At 38.6% G+C, this 25068-nt stretch carries 23 protein-coding genes; 12 read left to right on the forward strand and 11 right to left on the reverse strand.

The window, feature by feature from the left end:
• Positions 1–45: 45 nt before the first annotated feature.
• The 3 genes from ACZ5QH_RS12135 to ACZ5QH_RS12145 form a co-directional block, all read right to left on the reverse strand.
• Positions 46–1128, reverse strand: coding sequence for a YheT family hydrolase (locus ACZ5QH_RS12135; RefSeq protein ID WP_303576890.1), 1083 nt, complete (start codon positions 1126–1128; stop codon positions 46–48).
• A gap of 91 nt (positions 1129–1219) precedes the next feature.
• Positions 1220–1630, reverse strand: a complete 411-nt coding sequence (locus ACZ5QH_RS12140) for a nuclear transport factor 2 family protein (protein ID WP_056511542.1) — start codon at positions 1628–1630, stop codon at positions 1220–1222.
• A 139-nt stretch (positions 1631–1769) separates the two neighbouring features.
• Positions 1770–3794 (reverse strand): NADPH-dependent 2,4-dienoyl-CoA reductase, encoded by a 2025-nt coding sequence (locus ACZ5QH_RS12145; protein ID WP_303576889.1) that lies wholly within the window; start codon positions 3792–3794, stop codon positions 1770–1772.
• 168 nt (positions 3795–3962) lie between these two features.
• On the opposite strand from ACZ5QH_RS12145, the gene ACZ5QH_RS12150 reads away from it, so the two are divergent.
• On the forward strand, positions 3963–4514 hold the full coding sequence (locus tag ACZ5QH_RS12150) for a PadR family transcriptional regulator (RefSeq protein WP_303576888.1): 552 nt from the start codon (positions 3963–3965) through the stop codon (positions 4512–4514).
• Positions 4515–4522: 8 nt separating this feature from the next.
• Positions 4523–5434 carry an alpha/beta fold hydrolase gene (locus tag ACZ5QH_RS12155; RefSeq protein ID WP_303576887.1) on the forward strand — a complete coding sequence of 304 codons (912 nt, stop codon included), beginning with the start codon at positions 4523–4525 and terminating at the stop codon, positions 5432–5434.
• A 464-nt stretch (positions 5435–5898) separates the two neighbouring features.
• Here the strand turns inward: ACZ5QH_RS12155 and ACZ5QH_RS12160 are convergent, their stop codons facing one another.
• From ACZ5QH_RS12160 to ACZ5QH_RS12170, 3 genes are all read right to left on the reverse strand, one after another.
• Entirely contained in the window at positions 5899–7164 is a 1266-nt protein-coding gene (locus tag ACZ5QH_RS12160; protein ID WP_303576886.1) for a DcaP family trimeric outer membrane transporter, read from the reverse strand.
• 111 nt (positions 7165–7275) lie between these two features.
• Positions 7276–8649, reverse strand: coding sequence for an MFS transporter (locus ACZ5QH_RS12165; protein WP_303576885.1), 1374 nt, complete (start codon positions 8647–8649; stop codon positions 7276–7278).
• Positions 8650–9110: 461 nt separating this feature from the next.
• Positions 9111–10037: a LysR family transcriptional regulator gene (locus ACZ5QH_RS12170; RefSeq protein ID WP_004821871.1), complete on the reverse strand. Its 927-nt coding sequence runs from the start codon at positions 10035–10037 to the stop codon at positions 9111–9113.
• A 282-nt stretch (positions 10038–10319) separates the two neighbouring features.
• On the opposite strand from ACZ5QH_RS12170, the gene catA reads away from it, so the two are divergent.
• The 6 genes from catA to benE all read left to right on the forward strand — a co-directional run bounded on the left by catA (position 10320) and on the right by benE (position 16454).
• On the forward strand, positions 10320–11240 hold the full coding sequence (catA, locus tag ACZ5QH_RS12175) for a catechol 1,2-dioxygenase (RefSeq protein WP_004719897.1): 921 nt from the start codon (positions 10320–10322) through the stop codon (positions 11238–11240).
• Positions 11241–11322: 82 nt separating this feature from the next.
• Positions 11323–12723, forward strand: a complete 1401-nt coding sequence (benA, locus tag ACZ5QH_RS12180) for a benzoate 1,2-dioxygenase large subunit (protein ID WP_004719896.1) — start codon at positions 11323–11325, stop codon at positions 12721–12723.
• Positions 12720–13229 carry a benzoate 1,2-dioxygenase small subunit gene (gene benB, locus ACZ5QH_RS12185; RefSeq protein WP_303576884.1) on the forward strand — a complete coding sequence of 170 codons (510 nt, stop codon included), beginning with the start codon at positions 12720–12722 and terminating at the stop codon, positions 13227–13229. Before benA ends, benB begins: the two co-directional genes overlap by 4 nt.
• 109 nt (positions 13230–13338) lie before the next feature.
• On the forward strand, positions 13339–14355 hold the full coding sequence (gene benC, locus ACZ5QH_RS12190; protein WP_303576883.1) for a benzoate 1,2-dioxygenase electron transfer component BenC: 1017 nt from the start codon (positions 13339–13341) through the stop codon (positions 14353–14355).
• 27 nt (positions 14356–14382) lie between these two features.
• The gene (gene benD, locus ACZ5QH_RS12195; protein ID WP_303576882.1) at positions 14383–15168 is read left to right on the forward strand and encodes a benzoate diol dehydrogenase BenD; all 786 of its coding nucleotides are present in this window, start codon (positions 14383–14385) and stop codon (positions 15166–15168) included.
• 59 nt (positions 15169–15227) lie between these two features.
• Positions 15228–16454 (forward strand): benzoate/H(+) symporter BenE, encoded by a 1227-nt coding sequence (gene benE, locus ACZ5QH_RS12200; protein ID WP_303576881.1) that lies wholly within the window; start codon positions 15228–15230, stop codon positions 16452–16454.
• A gap of 136 nt (positions 16455–16590) precedes the next feature.
• On the opposite strand, the gene ACZ5QH_RS12205 is transcribed toward benE, so the two are convergent.
• Entirely contained in the window at positions 16591–16755 is a 165-nt protein-coding gene (locus ACZ5QH_RS12205) for a hypothetical protein (RefSeq protein WP_303576928.1), read from the reverse strand.
• A 320-nt stretch (positions 16756–17075) separates the two neighbouring features.
• On the opposite strand from ACZ5QH_RS12205, the gene ACZ5QH_RS12210 reads away from it, so the two are divergent.
• Together ACZ5QH_RS12210 and ACZ5QH_RS12215 are read left to right on the forward strand one after the other, a co-directional pair.
• Positions 17076–18374 carry an MFS transporter gene (locus ACZ5QH_RS12210; protein ID WP_303576880.1) on the forward strand — a complete coding sequence of 433 codons (1299 nt, stop codon included), beginning with the start codon at positions 17076–17078 and terminating at the stop codon, positions 18372–18374.
• Positions 18375–18483: 109 nt separating this feature from the next.
• Positions 18484–18819, forward strand: a complete 336-nt coding sequence (locus ACZ5QH_RS12215) for a hypothetical protein (RefSeq protein WP_004821903.1) — start codon at positions 18484–18486, stop codon at positions 18817–18819.
• 137 nt (positions 18820–18956) lie between these two features.
• Here ACZ5QH_RS12215 and ACZ5QH_RS12220 read toward each other — a convergent pair whose 3' ends face one another.
• A complete protein-coding gene (locus ACZ5QH_RS12220; RefSeq protein WP_303576879.1) occupies positions 18957–19118 on the reverse strand; it encodes a hypothetical protein in 162 nt (53 codons plus the stop codon).
• Positions 19119–19205: 87 nt separating this feature from the next.
• On the opposite strand from ACZ5QH_RS12220, the gene ACZ5QH_RS12225 reads away from it, so the two are divergent.
• The gene (locus tag ACZ5QH_RS12225; RefSeq protein ID WP_303576878.1) at positions 19206–19907 is read left to right on the forward strand and encodes an SIR2 family NAD-dependent protein deacylase; all 702 of its coding nucleotides are present in this window, start codon (positions 19206–19208) and stop codon (positions 19905–19907) included.
• Positions 19908–19961: 54 nt separating this feature from the next.
• On the opposite strand, the gene ACZ5QH_RS12230 is transcribed toward ACZ5QH_RS12225, so the two are convergent.
• Both ACZ5QH_RS12230 and aspA read right to left on the reverse strand, forming a co-directional pair.
• A complete protein-coding gene (locus ACZ5QH_RS12230) occupies positions 19962–20963 on the reverse strand; it encodes a DUF4349 domain-containing protein (RefSeq protein ID WP_303576877.1) in 1002 nt (333 codons plus the stop codon).
• A gap of 144 nt (positions 20964–21107) precedes the next feature.
• Positions 21108–22559 carry an aspartate ammonia-lyase gene (gene aspA / locus ACZ5QH_RS12235; RefSeq protein WP_303576876.1) on the reverse strand — a complete coding sequence of 484 codons (1452 nt, stop codon included), beginning with the start codon at positions 22557–22559 and terminating at the stop codon, positions 21108–21110.
• 374 nt (positions 22560–22933) lie between these two features.
• Here aspA and putP point away from each other — a divergent pair, with 374 nt between their 5' ends.
• Positions 22934–24439: a sodium/proline symporter PutP gene (gene putP, locus ACZ5QH_RS12240; RefSeq protein ID WP_303576875.1), complete on the forward strand. Its 1506-nt coding sequence runs from the start codon at positions 22934–22936 to the stop codon at positions 24437–24439.
• Between the two features lie 51 nt (positions 24440–24490).
• Here the strand turns inward: putP and ACZ5QH_RS12245 are convergent, their stop codons facing one another.
• Positions 24491–24988, reverse strand: a complete 498-nt coding sequence (locus tag ACZ5QH_RS12245) for an Lrp/AsnC ligand binding domain-containing protein (RefSeq protein WP_004821915.1) — start codon at positions 24986–24988, stop codon at positions 24491–24493.
• Between the last annotated feature and the right edge of the window lie 80 nt (positions 24989–25068).

A 25068-nucleotide genomic window follows, 5' to 3' on the forward strand; every position in this document is an offset into this window, starting at 1 on the left:
GTCAGTTTTTTAACTTAAAGAGATATTTATTGATACTGCGTATCATCATGAATACTGTCTTAAAAAATCAGCCATTAAACGCGAAGCCCAAGATTTGGTATTAAGTCCTTCATAAAAACCACAATGACTGCCCTTTTTAGTTGTCACCACCACAACATTGTCCATATTTTGAATAGTTTCTTTAAACGGCTCTAAATTCTTGATTGAACATACAGGATCATCTTCTGAGTTTAGAATCATTAATGGAATTTTAACATTTTCAAATACATAAATTGGATTTGTGGCTTTTGAATAGCTTTCATAATCTGAAAAACCAGCCATTTCAAAATATTCAGTTTGAAACTCTTGTAGGGTTTTCGTTTGTAGAACATTTTGTACAGAATGTAATGGTGTCCATGTTTGCTCATAAGGCTTAATAAATGCCTTAAACAATTTTTTGGTCATGACTTTGGTATAGAAAGGATGGACATTTTGAAATCCAAGCTCGGTATCATAACCAGGGCACATGGCAAAAGCAGCTTTAAAAGGTGTATCTAGGCCTTGTTCACCAAGATAACGCACAAGTAGGCCTGTACCAGCGGAAGAACCTACTGCATAAAGATCAGATTGTGGGAATGTGTTTTGAATCGAAGCCAATTGCTCTTTTAAATCAGAAGTTGAACCAAAAATCGACATTAAAGGAACAGGCATAGGTAAGCCTGCATGCCCACGGCGTAGACATAATGCAATACGCCATCCCGTATATTCATGGAGATCTTTGACCAATTCACGCATACTGTCAGGTGTGCCTGTAATCGTATGCATAATCACGATAGTTGGGGTTTCTTGTGGTAAATCGTAGCCATACCAAGAAATTGCCGTAACCCCACCATCTTGCATGGTCAGCTGATCGATTCGATCATAGTCCAGCTTAACGGATTTTTTCTTAATTAAATCAAAATATAACAGGTGAGCATGGGTATTGCTGAGCCATGGTGTAGGACGATATTTATCCTGTAGTTGAGGCAGTTTCTTGATAATCTCAGACATTTTCCCTTGCTGATTAAAATACAGCTTTGGTAATTCAGCACCTGTCACTTGATCCAATAAATCTTGGCTAATCTCAGTAAACTTATATAATACAGACATTTTCCACCTCAACTCTTTTTATCACTCATCATCATTTTAAAAATTAAGAAATTTTTCACGCTTAATTTTATTTATTGCAGTATATACGTAATTAGGCTTTAGGTATAAAGCTGGCCATACGTTGCCCCATTTGAGCAGCCAATGCTTCCAAACCACTTTTTGGTCGAATCATCACTTCAAAATCAACAATTTGACCCTGTTCATTAAAACGAATCATATCAATCCCTTTTAATTTTTTTTCACCCACATTGGCAGAAAATTCTAAAACTACACTTTGCTCATCTTCTGTAAAAAATTCTCGATGATATGTAAAGTTTTCAAAAATTTGAATCACATTACTTAAAATGAAAAAGACCACTTGCTTACCTTCATAGGGGTTATAAGCCACAGGTGAACGAAAAACCACATCGTCTGCCAGTAATTCATTTAAAAGACTCATGTCTCGACTTTCCAGCATGTTGTGCCATTTTCGGATTGCAGGTTTGGTATTTGTATAGCTCATTTTTTATATCCCTTTGATTTGAAATACTTTGAATTTATGTCCATTATTTTTAAAGATCATTCATAAAATCCCTTCTCTCGCAGCATACTTCGCACTACACATGGCTTAAAGAGAAGGAATTCAAACAGCGTTAATCCTTTTAAATCACAGCTGCTAATTCAGCACCTTGGCGAATTGCACGCTTCGCATCTAACTCACCCGCTTCTTTCGCACCACCAATCAAATGTACAGATTTTCCATCAGCTTGGAGTTGATCAAACATTGCTGTATACGGTTCTTGGCCCGCACAAATCACCACATTGTCGACATCTAAAATCATGGTTTTTTCGCCAACTGTAATATGTAAGCCCTGATCATCAATCTTGTCGTAACTTGCACCAGGAATCATATTGACATGGCGATGTTTTAAACCAGTACGATGAATCCAACCTGTTGTTTTGCCTAAACCAGCACCAACAGATTTGGCTTTACGTTGCAGTAAGTAGATTTCACGAGGAGATTGTTCAATCTCAGGTTGTTTCAAGCCACCGACATGTTCATAGGATGTATCAATTCCCCATTCATCATAGAATTTTTGTGGATTTAAGCTGCCACTCTCGCCTTCATGGGAAAGATATTCAGCAGTATCAAAACCAATACCGCCTGCACCAATAATTGCTACTTTTTTACCGACAGGTTTACGCTCACGTAAAACCTCGATATATGACAAAACTTTTGGATGATCGATACCTTCAATATTTAAATGACGAGGCGTTACACCTGTAGCCACCACAACATCATCAAAGTCACCTGTTGCTAATTCTTCATAGCTTGCAGTGTGGTTAAGTACTAGTTTGATATTCGGTTGTAATTCAATTTTACGTTTAAAATAACGTAAAGTTTCATAGAACTCTTCTTTGCCAGGAATGGTTTTTGCAATATTAAACTGACCACCAATCTGATTAGATGCTTCAAAGATTGTAACTTTGTGTCCACGATCAGCTGCATATGTTGCAAAACTAAGTCCTGCTGGACCTGCCCCAATTACAGCAATATTTTTAGCAACTGGCGATTCTTTGAAAATAAGTTCAGTTTCATAGCATGCACGTGGATTGACCAAGCACGTTGCAATTTTCATTGAAAAAATATGATCTAAGCAAGCTTGGTTACAACCGATACAGGTATTGATTTCATCAGCACGGCCTTGTTCAGCTTTCAATACAAAATGCGAATCTGCAAGCATTGGGCGCGCCATCGAAATAATATCGGCATCGCCTTGAGCCAAGACATGCTCAGCCATTTCAGGTGTATTGATACGGTTTGAGGTCACTAAAGGAACTTTGACCGAACCTTTTAATTTTTTGGTCACCCAAGTAAATGCGGCACGCGGTACTTTGGTAGCAATGGTTGGAATACGTGCTTCGTGCCAACCAATTCCAGTATTGATAATGGTTGCACCAGCTTTTTCAATTTCTTTCGCAAGTTGAATCACTTCTTCAAGTGTAGAACCACCCTCAACCAAATCCAGCATAGATAAACGATAGATAATGATGAAGTTTTCGCCCACTTCCTGACGTGTTCTTCTGACAATTTCAATCGGGAAACGGATACGATTTTCATAACTTCCGCCCCATTCATCATCGCGGTGATTGGTACGTGCAGCAATAAACTCATTGATCAGATAACCTTCTGATCCCATGATTTCCACACCATCATAACCTGCGATTTGTGACAATTTTGCACAATTGGCGAAGTCTGCAATGGTTTGATGAACTTCTGCTGAAGTTAAAGCATGCGGTTTAGTTGGATTGATTGGCGCTTGTATCGCGGATGGTGCAACATTTTCAGGCTGATACGAGTAACGACCTGTATGTAAAATTTGCAATGCAATTTTACCGCCAGCATCATGCACAGCTTTGGTAATGACCTTATGTTTTTCTGCTTCTTCTAAATGATCCAGTTTTGAACCGCCAAAGAATGTTACCCCATGATCATTGGGTGAGATACCACCCGTCACAATTAAGCCCACTCCACCTGCTGCACGTTCTGCATAAAATGCAGCCATACGTTCATAGCCACCTTGAACTTCTTCTAGTCCAACATGCATTGAACCCATCAATACACGGTTTTTTAATGTGGTAAAGCCTAAATCTAAAGGCGCAAGTAAATGCGGATAATTAGACATGTGAACTCCCTTGGCGTGCTTTCGCTAGCTATCAATCTGTTAAATGACACTTCATATCTGTTTAATGCAACAAGTTGCATAGTGTGAGTATTTATAATCGAGATTTGATTTTTATGCAACATGTTGCATAATGACTTTATATTCATTTTGTTGATGTGATATTACACAATGTCATTAGCCCATGTTTTATTGACCAGTCTGATAGAGAAGCCAAGTACAGGTTTTGAATTGGCGCGACGCTTTGACCGATCTATGGGATTCTTCTGGAATGCAACGCATCAACAAATCTACCGTGAACTTAACGGCATGCAAAAGAAAGGCTGGATTTCCACCCTTGAAGATCAGTCTGATCATGGCCGTAAAAAAACCTATCAAGTTGAGCAACTTGGACGGGTCGAACTGGCTGACTGGATGGTCAAACAAGGCCAGCCTGCACAGCTTCGTGAAGAAATTATGGTTCGCTTAAGGGCAGAAGCACAATTTGGTGGAAATACTGTTTTACCTGAACTTGAGCGTCATTTAGAATTACATCGTGAAAATTTAAAACTATACCGCCAGATTTTTTCCAAAGATTTTGAACAAATCGAGCAACTGAATCGAACTTTATATATTCACAAAATGATTTTACAATTGGGTATAGACTTAGAAATGGGCTGGATCAATTGGCTCGACCAAGTCATTCCACAGCTTAAAGCGTTTGAGAATAAAGAGAATTCATAGGAAACTTCATGCCACACTATACAATGCCAGATGGTGAAAAATTATTTGTCCGTGAAATTGGTCAGGGTGAACCTGTACTGGTCCTGTCTGGTTTAGGTATGCATAGTTGGCAATGGCTTCCCTTTTTACTGCCTAATATTAAACATTATAAATTTTATATCCCAGATTGGCGTGGATTTGGTGGCTCTAGAACCTGTAAGATCCCTCAAGAAATCGATGCGATTAGCAACCATTGGCGTGATCTTGAAAGCTTAATTGACCAGTTAAATTTAGATCATTTTATTCTTATGGGTTATTCCATGGGAGCAACCACTGCCATGCATGGGATGCAATATGGCAATTTGGCTGAAAAACTCAAAGCTTATCTACACATTGATCAAACCCCTAAAATCCCAACGGATGATACTTGGGAATTTGGATTATTTGGGAAAAAGTATTTTAAAATTAAAAGATTGCTAAAAGACTTCTCTGATTTTTTACATCAATATTCCAACTATCGCTTTGTCGATGAATTACCGATTGAACCACGAACTGAGCTGATTCAAATTTGGTTAAATTTTATTAAAATTCAGGGCAGTAATAAATTAAGCCCATTTATGTTTAATTTGGCGCTTAAACATCCACAATTACAAAAACATTTATTGCCTATCCGTCGAATGGATTATTTAACTTGGTATATCGATAATTATCTCAACCATGATGAAGATTATCGTCAGGCAATTTCACAATTGGAATGTCCAACTACATTCTTTATTGGGGAAAAGTCATCGCTCTATCCTGCTGAAGGTCAAATGCAAATTTCTGACAGTTTGGCCAATGCGAAAAATATTATTTTTAAACGTTCAGGGCATACCCCGCTTATTACAGAGCCCGTAAAATTTAGCCAAGCAATCCGTTTATTTTTAAAAGAATCCGCTTAATTTAAACGAATAACGAACAATATAAAAACCTCTTTTAAATCAAATTAAAAGAGGTTTTTCATCAAATTACTCATGTTATTTTTAAAAAATGCTTTTAAAGTCGTTATTTAATACCAATCCATAAATTGATCATCATATAAATTAAACAGCTTTATACATTATTGAACCATACATGGTCATTCTATCGTGAGGCGACATGGATGTCGCCGTTGGGTGGAGGCACAGGACGTACCTCTCACCCAACACCAACAGAGGATTTTTATCCCTTTTCATCCCTGAAAAGGGAGGCATCGCCTACGCAAATATATTTAAACTTTAAATGCAAGGTATGGCCGTACAAACTTTATCACCATATGAATTAACGTTTATAGAATGGTATAAGTTTGATATTTTTTAAAGACTTCACCTCATTTTAATATCCTCTAAAACTTTACTTTCGCAAGAAGACTAAATAGAAGTATTTATCAAAAATTATAGATCGCAACTGCATTAAAACGATTGTCCTCACCTGTATCCTGTCCATTAGGCGCTGCAACAAAGGCTTTACGCTCACCATAAACATATTCCAGACCAAAACTTAACGGCTTTTTCGGGCTATAAAATACATTGGCCCAAGCTTGCCAAAGTGTTTTATTGGCTTTAGTCGGATCACTCAAATATCGAATATAATCCTGATTTTCATCCGCTTTCATATAGCCATATCCCAATGTTCCTCGCCATTGTGAGTTAAACTGTTGCGTCACCCCCACAGTGATTGAGTCAAATTGATTCAGCGCCATGATATTTTTATTGGCATCTATAGCAAAGCCTTGGTTCGTCCATGACACTAAACTTGAGTCGCCTTTAACATGATAATAATCTGCTTTAAGTGTAGTTTTTGCAGAAATATCGTATTTTGCTCCAAGTCCAACACCCCAAGCGAGTTCATTATCAGCAACTGTTCTCTTTTCACTAACCATGCCTCGCAAACTCAATGCACCCGCTCGATCAGCAAATGATTGATTTAATCGAGTTGATAAAACCGGGATCCGCATATTCGATAAGGCATCTTTGGAATCTTCCAAAGCCGTTACCAGCTGTGTTTCTGCATTAAATTTATGGGTATAACGAATTTGTGCATCACGTTTAACAGCGCCCCCCACATAACCCAAAGCATCAATTGTTTCTGGCATATAATCAGGCACTGCAAAGTTAGACCATGTTTGACCAATCAACCATTGACCATAATTAAAATAGGCATGGCGAATTCTAAGTCCATCATTCGCGCCCAAGAAATCAACTTCTATTTTTCCAGAAATATCTTTGTCAGCAGTTTTAAAATCTAAACCTAAACGTGTCGCTGCAAGAGTCGATTTTAATTGATCACTACTTTCATTATGGCCTTTAAACGGTACGCTATTGATCTGATTATACAGTCGATCGGCACTTCCACCTTCCGACTGATACAATAGATCCGCACGGATATTCCCATATAGTGTTACTTCTGCACCTGCTTTTGTTCGTGCAAAGCTTTGATCTTTTGCCTGCGATACAACCTGTGCCGTTTTAACATTATTTTCCAATGCCACAATTTGCTTATTTTGCACCTGTTGCTGTTGTTCAATCATTTCACGTAATTGTTTAACTTCATTACGTAACTGTTCCACTTCTGTCATCGAATCTGCATGTGCCATATTTAGGCTAAGTAATCCCATTGACACCAAAATAATGTTGTATTTAAAAATATGCATTGTAGAAATCATCCTATTCTCTACGGTTTAATTTTCGTATTTATTGAGCAGCCGTCATCTTCATGATTCGGGCTGAGATAGCAATTCAGTGAGTAAGTTTGGTTTACGAGCTTAGTTAATTGTATTTCCAACAATATTTTGTTGAGTTGTTACTGCTTCGACCGTTTGAGTTTTTTCCACTGAAGCATTTAAATTCACAAAGAATATTGCCAGTGCTGCAATAAATCCTGGAACAGCGATAACAAGGAAATTCATTTGGTGAGGTAACTCTAGGGTCAGCAATGCACCTGTTAAGACTGGTCCAACAATGGCACCAATTCGTCCAATGCCTGATGCCCACCCCATACCTGTAGAACGTACTGTTGCTGGATAAAATTGTGCAACAAAGGTATAGAGTAAAATTTGTGAACCAATGGTTGCAGCACCAGCAATTGCAATCAAGGTATAGAGAATGAATTGTGGGCTTTTAAAACCAAGGAAAATGAGCGCAATCGCACCAACCGTAAACATGATGGTCAATACGGGTTTAATATGAAATTTATCCGCCAAAGCACCACCACCAATTGCACCAACCATACCACCAATATTTAATGCAAATAAGAAGATCATACTTGCACCCAGTGAATAGCCTGCTTGGATCATTAGTTTAGGCAACCAACTTCCGAGTGCATAAACCATCAATAAACACATAAAGAAAGCAATCCAGAACATTACTGTGCTTGATCGACGGCCTTGCTGAAACAATGCACGTAACGGTGCTTCATCACCAGCGGTGACTTCATTTAATTCAAATTGAGTCGATGCATGAATCTGTTGCTGTGGTGCAATTTTCTGCACCACTTCTCGTACTTGATCGGTCTTGCCTTGGTGAGTTAGAAACATCAATGATTCAGGTAAAAACTTCCAAATAAGTGGTAAAGCCAAGAATGGGATAATGGCGATATAAAACATGATTTTCCAACCATAATCGACCACCAGCCAAGCACCCAGCAAGGCAGAGGTCATACCACCAATGGCATAGCCACTAAACATCACAGCGACCAGTGTGCTACGTATACGTTTAGGCGCATATTCAGTCATTAAAGCCACCACGTTCGGCATCACACCACCAATACCAAGTCCTGCTAAAAATCTGAGAATCCCAAATTCAACGGGGGTTGATGCAAATGCACCGAGAAAGGTAAATCCACTAAAAATAGCCACACAAATCATGATGGTTTTTTTACGGCCCAACTTATCAGACAGTGTTCCAAAACTCATTGCACCAAACATCATGCCAAAAAGTGCTGTACTGGCCAGCAAGCCTGCTTGTACAGCAGTTAATCCCCACTCTTGCATCAATAAAGGTAAAGCTACGCCATAAATAACCAGATCATAACCATCAAAAATAATAATTAATAAACACCACAATAGAACGCCCCAATGAAAAGGGGTGAATTTTGCTTCATCCACGATGCGATTAATATTTAGTTTACTCGTTTGCACTTTTGCCTCCTGCGGTGAAACGCTACGAAATTTTTTCAAACAATGAGGCAGCTGTTATTTTTTGTCCAAAACCGATTGCATATATATCCATACCTTAAAAGTCGGTTTAATATTTTTTAATGAATAAACAATAGGTTAAAAATAATTATTAAAGAAATCGGGCTTTATATTTTCAATGATTTATTTTTTATTTTAATGATTATCTCGATATTTTTAGAGTTTTAGAACCAATCAATCGACTTGTTCTGATTTTTCAATATGTTACTTTTCACGCATAATAACATCTATAAATGACTTTTCATTCAATGCTTGAACTGAATGGATTTTTCATAAATCGAAAAAATGATCATATGGCGTGAATAAAATTGGTATTGAAAGTCCCTTCTCCCTTGGGGGAGAAGGCTAGGATGAGGGGGATTTTATGTTGATTTATGATTTAAAAAAGAACTTAGGAAAGAAGCCTAATATATCGTCGTAAAACTCGCACGATCATATTGAAAGCCTTCTAAATCATAAACCTGATAAATACAATCAAATAAAGACCGAATATTTTCACTTTCATCCATACAACGTATTGCCATAAAAATTGGACTTTTTGCAGAGCTATCTAACAATGGGATATAGATTAAATTCGGCAATTGAATGGTTTTTGCACTCTCAGGCACAATACATACGCCTTCACCCGCAGCAACCAATCCCAAAGCCAGTTGAATTTCTCGAACTTCTTTTAGATTCTTAGGATCTAGACCATGCTCGGAAAACAGATGACGTACTTGGGTAGAAAAATTGGGCTTAGGGTGACTTGGGTAAAGAAATAAGTTCTCATCTTCAATATCGGCAAAATAAGTACCCTTAGAATCTGTCGCGAGATGATGACTGATATGGACAGCCAACATTAACGGCTCCTCTCGCAACAAAACTCGCCTAATGGCAGGATCAGAAATTCTTAAACGTCCAAATCCAACATCAATACGTCCCTCTTTAAGCGCCTGAATTTGATCTTTGGTGCTCATTTCAATCAGCTCAATTTTTAAATGTGGCTGCTGTTGGCGGAACATATAAACGATTTTCGGTAACAAACCATACAATAAAGAACCCACAAACCCCATGGTCACCGTTTTTTCGATCAAGCCAATTCGCTTGGTCATGGACTTTACTTCTTCGGCATTAGACAAAAGTTTAACAGCGTGTTGATAAAAAAATTGTCCTGCTTCTGTGGTTTTTAACGGACGGCTTCCACGTTCAAAAAGCGCGATACCCAATTCACCTTCAAGGTTTTGAATCTGTCTGCTCAGTGGAGGCTGAGCAATATAAAGCTTTTCTGCTGCTTTGGTAAAACTTTGTTCTTCTACAACAGCAACAAAATAGCGCAAATGCCTGAGTTCCATCTCAAACTCCATACCTTTAAGATATAAAAAAATGCAAATTTGATCTTAGACAGCGATCATCCATTCTTTTAAGGTATATCAAAAGCAAGATGTAAAGCAAGACTGTAAAACTTTTGATATTCACAGCCAGCCAAAGAATCTCATTCTGTTAGCCCAATGAATCACTTTTATCAGTTCCAGCTTTAAATCTCGCACATGAATAACATGGAAAGTGGGCAGCAAAGTTTCAAACGATTTTTTTCGTATGCAATGCCAAACCACGCATACTGCAGGAGATCTAGTATGAACCGTCAAGAAATCGATACTTTGGTCAAACAAATGAATGTAGACACTGCAACAGGTGCAGTCGATACACGTGTACAACAAGTAGTGGTACGTTTATTAGCTGACTTGTTTCAAGCCATTGAAGATTTAGACATTTCACAAAGTGAATTATGGAAAGGCCTAGAATATTTTACCGATGCGGGTCAAGCCAATGAACTTGGTCTTTTAGCAGCGGGTTTAGGTTTGGAACATTATTTGGATTTACGTGCTGATGAAGCAGATGCAAAAGCAGGTATCACAGGTGGCACACCACGCACCATTGAAGGCCCATTATATGTCGCTGGTGCGCCTGAGTCCGTCGGCTTTTCTCGTATGGACGATGGTTCAGAGAGCGATAAAATCGACACCTTATTTATTGAAGGTACAGTCACTGACACAGATGGCAATCTTATCCCAAATGCTAAAGTTGAAATTTGGCATGCTAACAGTTTAGGTAATTACTCTTTCTTTGATAAATCACAGTCAGATTTTAATCTACGCCGTAGCATATTGACTGATAGCAATGGTCAGTATGTTGCACAAACAACTATGCCCGTTGGCTATGGCTGTCCACCACAAGGGACAACTCAGTTTGTACTGAACAAATTAGGCCGCCATGGTAACCGCCCATCTCATGTGCATTATTTCGTATCTGCGCCCGGCTATCGCAAATTAACCACACAATTCAACATCGAAGGTGATCAATACCTTTGGGATGATTTTGCTTTTGCAACACGCGATGGCTTAGTGGCAACAGCTATTGATATCAGTGATGAAGCTGAAATTGCTCGTCGTGGTCTCAACAAACCATTTAAACGTATTTCATTCAATGTAGCACTGGTAAAAGAACAATCTAAAGCACCATCTACAGAAGTAGATCGTCGTCGCGCAAGCGCTTAAACCCACACGCACGGAACCGAAATGTTTGCACTATTGCAGCACTTCGGGGACTTCCTCTCATTTGGAAAGTCGGAGAACCCATATGCCACGTATTCCTGTTATAAATACCAGCCATCTTGATCGAATTGACGAACTCTTAGTCGATAATTTTGAAACGGGTGAATTTAAACTTCATCGTTCTGTTTTCACAGATCAAGCCCTTTTTGACCTAGAAATGAAATACATCTTTGAAGGCAACTGGGTTTACTTGGCACATGAAAGCCAAATTCCAAATAACAACGATTATTACACCACTACTATGGGGCGTCAGCCCATTATGATTGCGCGTAATCGCAATGGCGAATTAAATGCCATGATCAATGCGTGTTCACACCGTGGCGCACAACTTTGCCGCCATAAGCGTGGTAACAAAGCGACTTATACATGCCCATTCCATGGATGGACATTTAATAACTCTGGGAAACTACTCAAAGTTAAAGATCCAAGCGATGCTGGTTATTCAGACTGCTTCAATAAAGAAGGTTCACACGACCTGAAAAAAGTAGCTCGTTTTGAAAGCTATAAAGGTTTCTTATTTGGCAGTTTAAATCCAGATGTACCAAGTTTAGAAGAGTTTTTAGGTGAAACAACCAAAATCATTGACATGATTGTCGACCAATCTGAGCAAGGCTTAGAGGTTTTACGTGGTGCTTCAACCTATACCTATGAAGGCAACTGGAAACTGACTGCTGAAAATGGTGCAGATGGTTACCACGTTTCGGCTGTACATTGGAACTATGCAGCGACCACACAGCAACGTAAAGAAAAACAGCAAGAAAATGACAATGTCCGTGCAATGAGTGCAGGTGCTTGGGGCAAACAAGGTGGCGGTTCATACGGTTTTGAGCATGGACATATGCTGTTATGGACTCAATGGGCAAACCCCGAAGATCGTCCTAATTATCCAAAAGCTGATGAGTATACTGAAAAATTCGGTGCGCCAATGTCGAAATGGATGATCGAACGTTCACGTAACTTATGCCTTTATCCAAATGTCTATTTCATGGATCAATTTGGTTCGCAAATTCGTGTATTGCGTCCAATTTCAGTCAATAAAACTGAAGTGACGATTTACTGTATTGCACCTGTAGGTGAAAGCCCTGAAGCACGTACACGACGTATTCGCCAATACGAAGATTTCTTTAATGCTTCGGGCATGGCAACTCCTGATGACCTTGAAGAATTCCGTGCCTGTCAAGCCGGTTATGCTGGTATTGAGCTTGAATGGAATGACATGTGCCGTGGATCAAAACACTGGATTCAAGGACCGGATGATGCGGCCAATGAAATTGGTTTAAAACCTAAACTGAGTGGTATTAAAACAGAAGATGAAGGCTTATATCTCGCCCAACATCAATACTGGTTAGAAATGATGAAACATGCCATTCAATCTGAAAAAAATCTTGCTCAACAAGAAACATCTCAGCAAGGAGCAACAGCATGAATGCAACAGCAAACATCGATCAAGTTACTTTAGAAAATATTGCGCAATTTCTCTACCGCGAAGCACGTTTTTTAGATGATGAACAATGGGATCAATGGCTCGCCTGCTACTCACCTTCGGCATGTTTTTGGATGCCTGCTTGGGATGATGACGATCGTTTAACCGAAGATCCTCAGTCTGAAATCTCTTTGATTTATTACCCTGACCGTCAAGGTTTGGAAGACCGTGTTTTCCGGATTAAAACTGAACGTTCTTCAGCAACCATGCCTGATACACGCACTTGCCACAATATTAGCAATATTGAAATTATCGAAAGAGATGGTGACAAAGTCACAGTCCGCTTTAACTGGAATACGCTGAGCTTTCGTTACAAAAACAGTTATAGCTACTTTGGTATGTCTCGTTATGTCATCGACTTTTCTGCTACACAACCACAAATTCTGAATAAATATGTGGTGCTAAAAAATGACTACATCAACCAAGTCATCGATATTTACCACCTCTAATTTTTTATCTCGAATTGTGTAAACAAAAATATGAGGTGTTTGCTTTAGCCAAATGGAAAGTTGGCTAAAGCACTCAAAAGTTTTAAAGATTTTTATAGGATTTTCAGCCATGTCAAACCACAATGTTGCTCTTCAATTTGAAGATGGCGTAACGCGTTTTATCTCAGTTACACAAGGTGAAACTTTATCTGATGCAGCATATCGCCAGAAAATCAATATTCCTTTAGATTGCCGTGATGGTGCTTGCGGTACATGTCGTGCTTTTTGTGAATCTGGTTCGTTTGACATGCCTGAAGAAAGTTATATTGAGGATGCTTTAACATCAGAAGAAGCTGAACAAGGCTATATCTTGGCCTGCCAATGTAGACCTACTTCTGATGCCGTATTTCAGATTCAAGCTTCATCTGAAGTATGCAAAACCGAAATTCATGCATTTCAAGGCACATTATCTCGTGTGGAAAAGCTCTCTGATTCCACCATCACTTTCGATATTCAATTAGATGAAGGTCAGCCCGATATTCATTTTCTTGCAGGTCAGTATGTCAATGTGGCAATTCCACAAACCACTGAAACGCGCTCTTATTCATTCAGTTCAAAACCTGGAAATCGCTTAACAGGCTTTGTGGTACGTAATGTTCCAAATGGAAAGATGAGTGACTTTTTAAGTGTAAATGCCAAAGCGGGCGACAAAATGACCTTTACTGGTCCATTTGGAAGTTTTTACCTTCGTAATGTAGTTCGTCCTGTCGTTATGTTGGCAGGCGGGACAGGTATTGCACCGTTTATGTCGATGTTACAAGTGCTTGAAGACAAAGGCTCACAACACCCTGTACGCTTAGTATTTGGAGTAACCAATGACTTTGACCTTGTGGCACTTGAAAAACTCAATGAACTGCAAAATAAACTGCCATGGTTTGAATACCGTACAGTCGTTGCACATGCTGAATCAACACATGAACGCAAAGGTTATGTGACAGGTCACATTGACAATGACTGGTTAAATGGCGGTGACGTCGATGTTTATTTATGTGGCCCTGTTCCTATGGTTGAAGCTGTTCGAGGCTGGTTGGATACTGAAGGGATTAAACCGGCAAACTTCTTATTTGAGAAATTCTCTGCAAACTAAAATCGTACTGTTCAGGAGCTGAGAAGAATGTCAGATCGCCAAAGATTTAAAAATAAAGTTGTCATTGTTACCGGTGCCGCACAAGGTATTGGTCGTGGTGTCGCCCTACAAGTGGCAGCGGAAGGTGCGCATGTGGTTATGGCCGATCGTTCAGAATATGTCGAAGACGTGCTTGTTGAAATTAACAAAACTGGCGGTGATGCAATCACCGTCAATGCAGATCTGGAAACTTTAGCGGGTGCTCAAGCTGTCGTTGCTAAAGCCATTGAACACTATAACCGTGTTGATATTTTAATTAACAATGTCGGTGGTGCAATTTGGATGAAACCGTTTCAAGCGTTTTCTGAAGAAGAAATCATCAAAGAAGTGCATCGCTCACTATTTCCAACCTTATGGTGTTGTCGAGCAGTCCTGCCCGAAATGATCAAAAATCAAAAAGGTACCATTGTTAATGTATCCTCTATTGCAACATGCGGTATTCATCGAGTGCCCTATTCAGCCTCAAAAGGTGGTGTAAATGGTCTAACTACAGCACTTGCATTTGAACATGCCAAAGATGGTATCCGGGTTAATGCTGTTGCGACTGGCGGTACAGAAGCACCGCCACGTAAAGTCCCGCGCAATACTACGGCATTGACCAAAAATGAAAAACAATGGATGCAAGATGTGGTAGATCAAACCATTGATCGTACTTTTATGGGCCGTTATGGTTCGATTCAGGAACAGGTCAATGCAATATTATTTCTTGCCTCTGATGAATCCTCTTATATGACAGGTACTATTGTCCCTGTAGGTGGTGGTGATCAGGGTTAAAACTGGTTTCTTTTTATATAGCAGGATCATTGAAATTCAATGCATGGAGGCTTTGCCCAATGGCATCCCTGTTCAAAACATTAAAACAAGATTGGTCTTTATCAGCGACAGTTGCAGGATTTTTAGCTGTACTGATTTCTTATGCAGGACCAATGATCATTTTTTTTCAGGCCGCTCAACAAGCCAATGTTTCCTCAACCATGATGGCATCATGGATCTGGGGGAGCTCTATTGGTGCGGCAATCACTGGAATCATTTTATCCATTAAGTTTAAAACGCCGATTATTACCGCATGGTCAGCACCGGGAACGGCGCTCTTGGTGGCTTTATTTCCGCATATTTCCCTCAATGAAGTTGTTGCAGCCTATATTACTTCTGCAATCATTATTTTTATCATTGGGATTACTGGTTCTTTTGACAAACTTTTAAAATGGATACCACAAGGGCTGGCAGCAGGAATGATGGCTGGAATTCTGTTCCAGTTTGGTTTAGGTCTGTTTAAAGCTACTGACACAATGCCCTATGTGGTTTTTGGTATGCTACTCTGCTTTTTACTGGCGAAACGCTTTTCGCCTCGCTATGCCATAATTTGGGTATTATTTTCAGGGATTGCGCTCAGTTTTATCTTTGGAAAAATCAATCCAGTACCAATGGATTTTTCATTGGCAGTTCCTGTTCTGATCAGTCCAGAATGGACCTGGTCTTCTACATTAAATCTTGCAATTCCACTTACAATTGTCAGTTTAACGGGTCAGTTCTTGCCAGGTATGGCAATTCTTAAACTGAATCATTACAACACACCTGCTAAACCGATTTTAAGCATAGCCAGTATCACCTCTATTGCTGTGGCTTTTACTGGTGGAATCACGATTGTGTTAGCAGCGATTACTGCTGCACTTTGCACGGGTAAAGATTCGCATGAATTGAAAGAAAAACGCTATATCGCAGGTATTGCTAATGGCATCTTCTATATTCTAGGTGGATTATTTGCAGGCAGTTTGGTAATGCTATTTAGCATACTTCCCAAAGAGTTGATTGCGGCACTTGCTGGATTGGCCTTACTTGGAGCAATTACCACCAATCTTGGTATTGCAATGAAAGATGAAACACAACGAGATGCTGCCATCATTACTTTTCTTGCCACTGTATCAGGTATGCATTTTTTAGGATTTAGTTCGGTTTTCTGGGGAATTTGTATTGGCATGATCGCACACTTGATTTTAACTCGACAACAATCAAAGGCTGCCATTCCAACTCCAGTACAAGACTCACCGCAAAGTCAATAAACCAGCATAATCACTTAATAATCAGTATAAAATCCCATGCAGTTCGATGGGATTTTTCTATCATGACATATTAAGGAATATAACTAAGTTTCGCTTTATGAAAGCGCCATTTCTTGCAGTTAAATCTTAAAATATTTCACTGTAGTTTATTAGTGATTTCTAAATACCAAATCGTTTCACTCCAATCACTATTTTCAATTTTTGGAAAAATTTCTCCTTGTTCAAAATAACGAGATTGAGATTTGTTTGCTGGACCTTCCCAAGCGTATAATTTTTTACCTTTTGGAACTGTGTATTCCAAATATTCACCATTACTATTCCAACTTGCCCATACAGCAAATCTATCTAAAACCCAGTTTGATAATTATTTATTTTTTTCATTTTTACAATATGCAATTAATCAATAAATTCTCATATTACGCAAATTAAAACAAGAACATTCGTGCATTAATTTTTAGATATAGCTGTATTAAGCTGTGTATTTTTTGTACCAACACCGTATTTGTATAATCGTTTAATCTTAAAATCAAAATGCAAAATCCAAACAGTTTGAAATGCAAAAAATTTGATTTTTCACATTTTCAAGACATAAAAACCGTAGCAGCATAATAAGGATATTTTATGACTGAAACACATATTTATCAGCCACATGAAAAACGTAATCGTGTCATGGCTATCGTTGGGGCTGCTTCTGGTAACTTGGTGGAATGGTTTGATTTCTATATTTATGCAGCATTCGCAACCTATTTCACCCATGCATTAACCGCTCCAGATATGGATGACTCCACAAAAGCAATTTATGTGTGGGGCGTCTTTGCTGCTAGTTTTTTCATGCGGCCCATAGGCAGTTGGCTCTTTGGCTGGATTGGCGATACCTATGGACGTAAAAAATCCATGATCATTTCTATTACATTAATGGCGATCAGTTCATTTTTATTTGCAGCACTCCCGACTTATGATCAAGTCGGTATGGCAGCACCATTTCTATTATTGGCTGTACGTCTGTTACAAGGACTTTCAGTAGGTGGTGAGTATGGTACTGTTGCGACCTATATGAGCGAGGTTGCTTTAAAAGGTCAACGAGGATTCTATTCCTCTTTTCAATATGTCACGCTGTCTGGTGGACAACTTTTAGCAAGCCTTTTAGGCGTGATTATGTTGGCCCTTATGTCTAAAGAACAATTAATGGATGGTGGCTGGCGTATTCCATTTGTTATTGGTGGTGTCGTTGCCATTCTTTCATTCTTTGCACGTCGACATTTAAAAGAAACCTTATCTGAAGATGATAGTGCAAAAGAGGGTTCAGGCAGTTTAAAAGAATTACTCAGCAAGAACTGGAATACGTTCCTACTGGTTGTTGGTTATACCTCTGCGGGTTCATTGTGTTTTTATATCATCACAGTATATTCAAAAACCTATATCACCAGCCTTGGTTTTTCCGATAAAACGGTCGGCTATATGATGACCATTGCCCTATTTGTATTTATGTGTGCACAACCTTTGTTCGGGATGCTGGCAGATCGAATCGGTCGTCGTGCTTCAATGATGCTCTTTAGTAGTAGCTGTGCCATTTTTATCTATCCTGTCATGGTCATTGCAATGCCATACTTTAGTGGTTCAGCTTTTATCGTGACATTATTACTGATCTTCTTAATGATGTTACTCAGTTTCTATACCTCGATTAGTGGTTTAGTTAAAGCAGAAATGTTCCCACCACATATTCGAGCCTTGGGGGTTGGTTTTGCCTATGCTGTCGGTAATGCAATCTTTGGTGGATCTGCACCTGCTGTTGCATTAAAGTTAAAAGATCTTGGTCATGAGAACAGCTTCTTTGTTTACGTGATTGTCATGCTGATTATTTGTCTTTTCTGTAGCATGCAACTCCCTAAACAGCCGAAATATTTACATCATGATCATTAAGCTCAGTATTTTAAGGTCTGTTTTTACAGACCTTTTCTTTTAATACATGCCATTTGTTGTAAAATAACCGCGTATATACAATAAAGTCTTATTAAATCTTGAGGAAAAGATGAAAAAAATATTGCTTATTCTTACCTGTATTTCAATCAGTCATTTTGCCAATGCCAAAACACAAAACTATATACTGGCCAATGGTGGTGGTGTTGATGACAACGGTTTGCTGTTAAAAAATACCCAAGGCAAAACCATTTATGCATACTGCAATCAAAAGTGCGGGCCATGGTTTGACCATGATGAAGAAACAGGCGGGCAAATTTTAAAAAAGCAATATATTGAAAAAAAGGTCCAAGCAGATATTCAATTTGAAAAAAATGCAGATCGAGTTGCTGGTCCTAGTGCAGATGAGTCTTTTTATTTCATTAAACAAATCAAATTTATTGAATAATTTAAAAATAAATCATGACATTAGAATCCACTTCCCCTTCTAAATGTCATGCTTTTTATATCCTTATTTTGACACTATAAATTTAGATATTTCAGATTCTTAGACTTTATGTATTAATGATAAATCAGTAAAACTGACTAAATTAAAACATCTTGACGTTCAGGTATGTCAGAAGCAGCAATATTGGCAATTGTTTGGTTATACTTTTTGATACTGCGCTTGGTATTTCCCATGATCTCATATAAAACCTCTTTGACAAGGTCATGCTCTGGATCTTGAGATAAGCCGCCTGACACCATTTAACTGCTTCAGGATAGTCATAATAATGAGAAAACACGTTTCACTCAATTTATGTTAGGATTTTAAAAATTTTAATTGTTTATCCTATGAAAAAAATTGTAGTTTTCTCAGGTGCAGGAATGAGTGCAGAAAGTGGAATCAGCACGTTCCGAGATAGTAATGGCTTATGGGAGAATTATGATATTCAGGAAGTGGCTACACCTGAAGCTTGGCAGCGTAACCCTGTCTTGGTGCAACGTTTTTACAATGAACGACGTCAACATATTCTCAAAGCCCACCCCAATCAAGCACACGATACCATTGCTCAACTCGAACAATATTTTGATGTCATTGTAATTACTCAGAATATTGATGATCTACATGAACGTGCAGGAAGCCAACAGGTTATTCATTTACATGGCAATATCCGCCTTGCTAAAAGTTCTAAACCCAATGCGCAGTACACAAATGAGTTTTATCCTATAGATGGTTGGCAATTGGATCTAGAACAACATAAATGTCCTGAGGGATATCCACTTCGCCCTCATGTGGTTTGGTTTGGTGAAGCTGTTCCTGCGTATGAAGAAGCCGTAGCGATGATCCGTGATGCTGATATTTTTATTGTTATTGGCTCCACATTGACCGTCTACCCTGTGGCAGGTTTGATTCACGAGATTCCAGAACACTGTGATGCATATTATATTGACCCGCAAGCCAGTTATGAGCGTGTTCCCCAGCAATACCAGTGTTTAAAAATGAATGCGACTGAAGGAATGCAACAGCTTTTTGAAAAACTGACAACACATTAAAAAACCAGTGCAATTGCACTGGCTTTAAAAATTACAGCATAGCGCTAAGTAAAATCATGTATTGTCATCTGTGGAATTCATCTGATCTTTTTTTACATCTTTAGAAGGTTTAGTCGAAGATGAATCATTGAATAATTTATTCATTACAGGCTTAACCACTCGATAAATAATCAAGCCAAGAAATACCAGTAAATAAAGTGGCCAAATGGTGACTAAAATAACCAACAAATCCAAAATAAATTGCCAGCCATATTGAATACCTTCCCAAGCACGCTTCCAAAAACTATCACCGTTTAAGCGTGCCACAGCAGCAACATCAACATCCAGACTTTCTCTCACCATCGCGGGTTGCTTAATGGCAATACTAATCGTGCTAAAACGTACCCGATCTTGAACTTCAAGTTGAGTTAAACGGGAAATTTCATTCAGCTGTGATTGTTTGGTATCACTTGGAACGCTTTGAGTTTGTCCGACTTTTTCTTCTAAAAGCTTTAACTCAAATCGCTTTGCAGAATATTGCTGTTGATTTAAAAAATACATCAAAGGCAATAACTGATTGACATATAACGCGGCTTTATCACTCGGTACTCTGACAATGATCTCTGCATGCGGATCAACTTTTTCAAAAACTCGGATTTTACCATCCGCAATTTTTTGTGTTTTTACATCGAGTACATCAAAACTGATATTTTTCTGCTCTATAAATCCACCCGCTTGAAAAGTGAGCTTATCAATTTCTAAAGCAGTTTTAACCACATCTTTGGCTGTGAAATTAACCTGAGCTTCACGCACCATACGACGTGCTTTTTCTGCTTGACTGACATCGGTACTTAAAATAGTTTCAGGTTTTTGTTCAGTCACTGGTATGGTATCAACAGAATTTTCAGTAGCTTGCTCAGCACTTTTTTCTGCGGCATCAGCTGCTTGTGCAGCATCCTGAGCAACGACTTGTGCATCTTGAGCAGACGCCGAACTTTCAGCAGCTTGTTCCGACTTTTTCGCGCATCCTGAAAGAAGTACTAAGCTTAAGGCAAGAATTAAATGTTTATTATTCATAGATTATTGACTTTTGTTGGTGATTTTAAATTTTGTTGAATTATAAAGAAACTTTACTTTTTTTACCATGCATAAAAATACAGCATCTAAATGCTGTATTTATCAAAGTTTTTATACATAGATCAACAGGTACAGTTTAAACACTTAGCCCGCTTTACCGATTTCTTCATAGGGTTGTACTGCAATTTCTGAAATCATATTTTCAAAAGAGAAAATTTCATCTAGACGTTCTTGGCTCAATAAACCCTGCTCAAGTACAACTTCTTGAATGGTTTTATTTTCAGCAATACATTGCTTCCCAATTTCATCACACTTTGCATGACCTAAAATTGGATCAAGTAAGGTAATAATTCCCACACTACGCATCACTGCATCAAAACAGGTTTTTTCATTGGCAACCACACCTTGAATACACTTCTCATCCAAGGTTTGAATCGCATTGATCAGTAACTCAATTGACTCATTCATGGTAAGCGCAATCACAGGCTCCATCACATTTAACTGTAATTGGCCTGCTTCTGCTGCAAAAGTAATGGTTAAATCATTACCAATCACTTTAAATGCAACCTGATTGACGACTTCGGGAATCACAGGATTGACTTTTGCTGGCATGATTGATGAACCAGCTTGTAATTCAGGTAAGCGAATTTCCCATAAACCTGTTCTTGGGCCAGAACTTAATAGACGTAAGTCATTACAGATTTTAGAGAGTTTTACAGCCAAACGTTTTAAGGTGCTTGAAAGGATAATAAATACACCGCAGTCACTGGTCGCTTCAACATAATCTTCTGCACCAATTAAATTTAAACCTGTTAAGGCTTTTAAATTTTCATTGACCTGCGCAGCATAACCATGTGGCGTATTTACCCCTGTACCAATCGCAGTAGCGCCTAAGTTAATTTCTAATAAAAGTTCACGGGTCTTTTTAATTAGACGAACATCTTCTTTGAGTAATGTCGCAAAGGCATGAAACTCTTGTCCTAATGTCATTGGGACAGCATCTTGTAACTGGGTCCGTCCCATTTTTAGCACATACTGAAACTCAGCAGATTTCAATGTCAGTGAACTAATCAAATTATTGATTTTTTCAAATAACAAATCCAGTGAATAGTAAGTTGCTAAACGTAATGCGGTGGGATAGACATCATTGGTCGATTGAGATTTATTGACATGGTCATTTGGGTGGATGATGTCATAACGTCCTTTCACATAACCTAAAGATTCTAACGCGATATTGGCAATGACTTCATTGGTGTTCATATTAATTGATGTCCCCGCACCACCTTGGTAGACATCTGATGGAAAAGCATCTTTCCAATTTTGCGGATTTTCAATCAGTTGATCACTTGCTTTTTGAATCGCTACACTGATTTCTTCAGAGATCTTATTAAATTGCAAATTGGTTTGTGCCGAGGCCTTTTTGACCTGAGCCAAAGCACGGATAAAAAAGCTTTGCTCACCAACGCTATGTTTAGAAATATTAAAATTTTCTAAAGCTCGGATTGTATGAATGCCATAATAACTGTTTATAGGAACTTCTTTACTTCCCAATAAATCTTTTTCTATTCTTGTAACTTCAGGTTGAACCGTTTCCATGTGATCTGCTCATTATATATTTATGCACTATAGTTGTGCAGTTATAATAATATTCCTTCTCATCTGCTTTTGTACTAGCAAAATATGTCATTTCGATAAACAATTTTATGGAATTATCAATTAAACGTTAACAATGTAACTTTGCGTAAAGTATAATCCCGCAGTCACTAAACACTCCCAGTAGAATTTTTTTGGATATAAATTGCTGATTTTTTGCATTTGTATCTAAAGTTACAATCGGATACATAAATCTTGCACAATCACCTTATAAAAATCACAGCGATATTTTTTAGTTGTGTGAAAGAATTCGCTCGTGAAACTTATGCGATAAAAAATAAAACTTGGAGATTTACTCCACAAGGACTGAATTAAATATGGACTCACTCAACCCCACAGTTGTCACGTTTATCTTTTATATCATTGCAATGGTTTGTATAGGCTTATATGCCTATAGAAAAACCACCGATTTCTCAGATTATATTTTGGGAGGTCGAAGCTTAGGGAGTTTTGTCACTGCACTTTCAGCGGGTGCATCGGATATGAGTGGCTGGCTACTCATGGGTCTCCCCGGCGCAATTTACCTGACTGGATTATCTGAATCGTGGATCGCAATCGGGCTCATTATTGGTGCTTGGCTCAACTGGTACTTGGTCGCAGGCCGTTTACGTGTCCATACTGAAATACAAAATAATGCATTAACATTACCAGATTATTTCACCAGCCGTTTTGGTGATAAAAAGAAAGTGATCCGTATCATTTCTGCACTGGTTATTTTAATCTTCTTTGGTATTTACTGTGCTTCAGGCATGGTGGCAGGTGCACGTTTATTCGAAAGTATTTTTGCCATGAACTACACCACTGCACTTTGGGTCAGCGCAATTGCAACCATCAGTTATGTGTGTATCGGTGGCTTCCTTGCAATCAGTTGGACAGATACATTTCAAGCGGGCTTGATGATTTTTGCATTGCTGTTGGCACCGATTATGACTTTCTTGGCAGTCGGTGATTTACAACATGTCAATCAATTGATTGAAGCCGCACGTCCACATGCAGCAAATATGTTCCAAGGGGTTAGTTTTATCGCCATTATTTCATCAATGGCATGGGGCTTAGGCTATTTTGGACAACCGCATATTCTAGTCCGTTTTATGGCAGCAGATTCAGTGAAAACCATTCCTAACGCTCGTCGTATTGGTATGGCATGGATGATTCTATGTTTAGCGGGCGCTGTTGCTGTCGGTTATGTGGGTATTGCTTATTTCCAAGCAAATCCTGACATTCCATCAGCTGCAATTGTGGCAAAAAATCCAGAAACAGTGTTTATGGAATTAACCAAAATCTTATTTAATCCATGGGTTGCTGGTGTTGTCCTAGCCGCTATTTTAGCCGCTGTCATGAGTACCTTAAGTTGTCAGCTTTTGGTATGCTCAAGTACCTTAACTGAAGATTTATATAAATCTTTTCTTCGTAAAAAAGCCTCACAAAATGAGTTGGTTTGGGTTGGTCGTTTAATGGTTTTAGCCATTTCAGTGCTCGCGATCATTTTGGCATTTAACCCAGAAAGCAAGGTACTAGGTCTAGTGGCTTATGCATGGGCTGGTTTTGGTGCAGCATTTGGTCCGCTTATTTTATTGTCTGTGTTTTGGAAACGTATGACTTTAAATGGCGCATTGATCGGTATCATTGTCGGTGCTGTAACCGTAATTGTTTGGAAAAACACCATGGCGCATACGGGCTTATATGAAATCGTGCCGGGCTTTGTGCTTTCTTTCATCAGCATCATTGTGGTCAGTTTAATGGACAAAGCGCCTGAAAAAGATGTAATTGATCGTTTTGAAAATGCTGAACAAATTTATAACCGTGAAATGAAAAATATGTAAATTCACATGTTTGAATAAACCATTAGCGTTGGGGGCATTCATGCCCCTTTTCTATTTCTTTACTTTCGCTTTAAAATTTAAATGTAATTGTGAGCTGTCTTTAATCACTTCCATCACTGGATAACTACGTGTTTCCTTAACCCCAGGCAATTGCCAGAGTACCTGACCTGAAATACGACGAAACTCCTCCATATCAGCACATCGAATTTTCACTAAAAAATCAAAACCGCCACTGATCATATGACATGCCATGATTTCTGGATATTGTACGATGGCATCTGAAAAAGCATCTAAAGCATTGGGTGTGGTTTTGTCTAAAAGAATCTCAACAAATACCACAAAATTAGCGCCTAACATTTTCGGATTTAGTTTTGCTTCATAGCCCAAAATAAATCCTTCCCCTGTCAATTTTTGCACCCGAGCAAGCGCAGCTGTGGGGGATAAATTAACTTTTTCAGCCAACTTAATATTGGAAATTTTTCCATCTTTTTGCAAAATGTCCAAAATCCGAATATCTATACGATCCAAGCTTAAATAAGCACTTTCCATAGAATAATTCTCTAAATATTATTCAAATTATAGTGAGTTATTCACCAAATATTCTGTAATCATAAATTATATAAACCCAT

It is taken from the genome of Acinetobacter sp. Ac8 (genome assembly GCF_055392545.1).

Excerpts from the sequence above, each read along its gene's own strand:
- ACZ5QH_RS12225 (WP_303576878.1), top strand. The coding sequence starts at position 19,206 with ATGAAAAAAATTGTAGTTTTCTCAGGTGCAGGAATGAGTGCAGAAAGT.
- benB (WP_303576884.1), top strand. The coding sequence starts at position 12,720 with ATGAATGCAACAGCAAACATCGATCAAGTTACTTTAGAAAATATTGCG.
- ACZ5QH_RS12145 (WP_303576889.1), bottom strand. The coding sequence starts at position 3,794 with ATGTCTAATTATCCGCATTTACTTGCGCCTTTAGATTTAGGCTTTACC.
- putP (WP_303576875.1), top strand. The coding sequence starts at position 22,934 with ATGGACTCACTCAACCCCACAGTTGTCACGTTTATCTTTTATATCATT.
- aspA (WP_303576876.1), bottom strand. The coding sequence starts at position 22,559 with ATGGAAACGGTTCAACCTGAAGTTACAAGAATAGAAAAAGATTTATTG.
- benD (WP_303576882.1), top strand. The coding sequence starts at position 14,383 with ATGTCAGATCGCCAAAGATTTAAAAATAAAGTTGTCATTGTTACCGGT.
- ACZ5QH_RS12140 (WP_056511542.1), bottom strand. The coding sequence starts at position 1,630 with ATGAGCTATACAAATACCAAACCTGCAATCCGAAAATGGCACAACATG.
- ACZ5QH_RS12230 (WP_303576877.1), bottom strand. The coding sequence starts at position 20,963 with ATGAATAATAAACATTTAATTCTTGCCTTAAGCTTAGTACTTCTTTCA.
- benC (WP_303576883.1), top strand. The coding sequence starts at position 13,339 with ATGTCAAACCACAATGTTGCTCTTCAATTTGAAGATGGCGTAACGCGT.
- ACZ5QH_RS12155 (WP_303576887.1), top strand. The coding sequence starts at position 4,523 with ATGCCACACTATACAATGCCAGATGGTGAAAAATTATTTGTCCGTGAA.
- ACZ5QH_RS12210 (WP_303576880.1), top strand. The coding sequence starts at position 17,076 with ATGACTGAAACACATATTTATCAGCCACATGAAAAACGTAATCGTGTC.
- ACZ5QH_RS12170 (WP_004821871.1), bottom strand. The coding sequence starts at position 10,037 with ATGGAACTCAGGCATTTGCGCTATTTTGTTGCTGTTGTAGAAGAACAA.
- catA (WP_004719897.1), top strand. The coding sequence starts at position 10,320 with ATGAACCGTCAAGAAATCGATACTTTGGTCAAACAAATGAATGTAGAC.
- ACZ5QH_RS12215 (WP_004821903.1), top strand. The coding sequence starts at position 18,484 with ATGAAAAAAATATTGCTTATTCTTACCTGTATTTCAATCAGTCATTTT.
- ACZ5QH_RS12245 (WP_004821915.1), bottom strand. The coding sequence starts at position 24,988 with ATGGAAAGTGCTTATTTAAGCTTGGATCGTATAGATATTCGGATTTTG.
- benA (WP_004719896.1), top strand. The coding sequence starts at position 11,323 with ATGCCACGTATTCCTGTTATAAATACCAGCCATCTTGATCGAATTGAC.
- ACZ5QH_RS12220 (WP_303576879.1), bottom strand. The coding sequence starts at position 19,118 with ATGGTGTCAGGCGGCTTATCTCAAGATCCAGAGCATGACCTTGTCAAA.
- benE (WP_303576881.1), top strand. The coding sequence starts at position 15,228 with ATGGCATCCCTGTTCAAAACATTAAAACAAGATTGGTCTTTATCAGCG.
- ACZ5QH_RS12135 (WP_303576890.1), bottom strand. The coding sequence starts at position 1,128 with ATGTCTGTATTATATAAGTTTACTGAGATTAGCCAAGATTTATTGGAT.
- ACZ5QH_RS12150 (WP_303576888.1), top strand. The coding sequence starts at position 3,963 with ATGTCATTAGCCCATGTTTTATTGACCAGTCTGATAGAGAAGCCAAGT.
- ACZ5QH_RS12160 (WP_303576886.1), bottom strand. The coding sequence starts at position 7,164 with ATGCATATTTTTAAATACAACATTATTTTGGTGTCAATGGGATTACTT.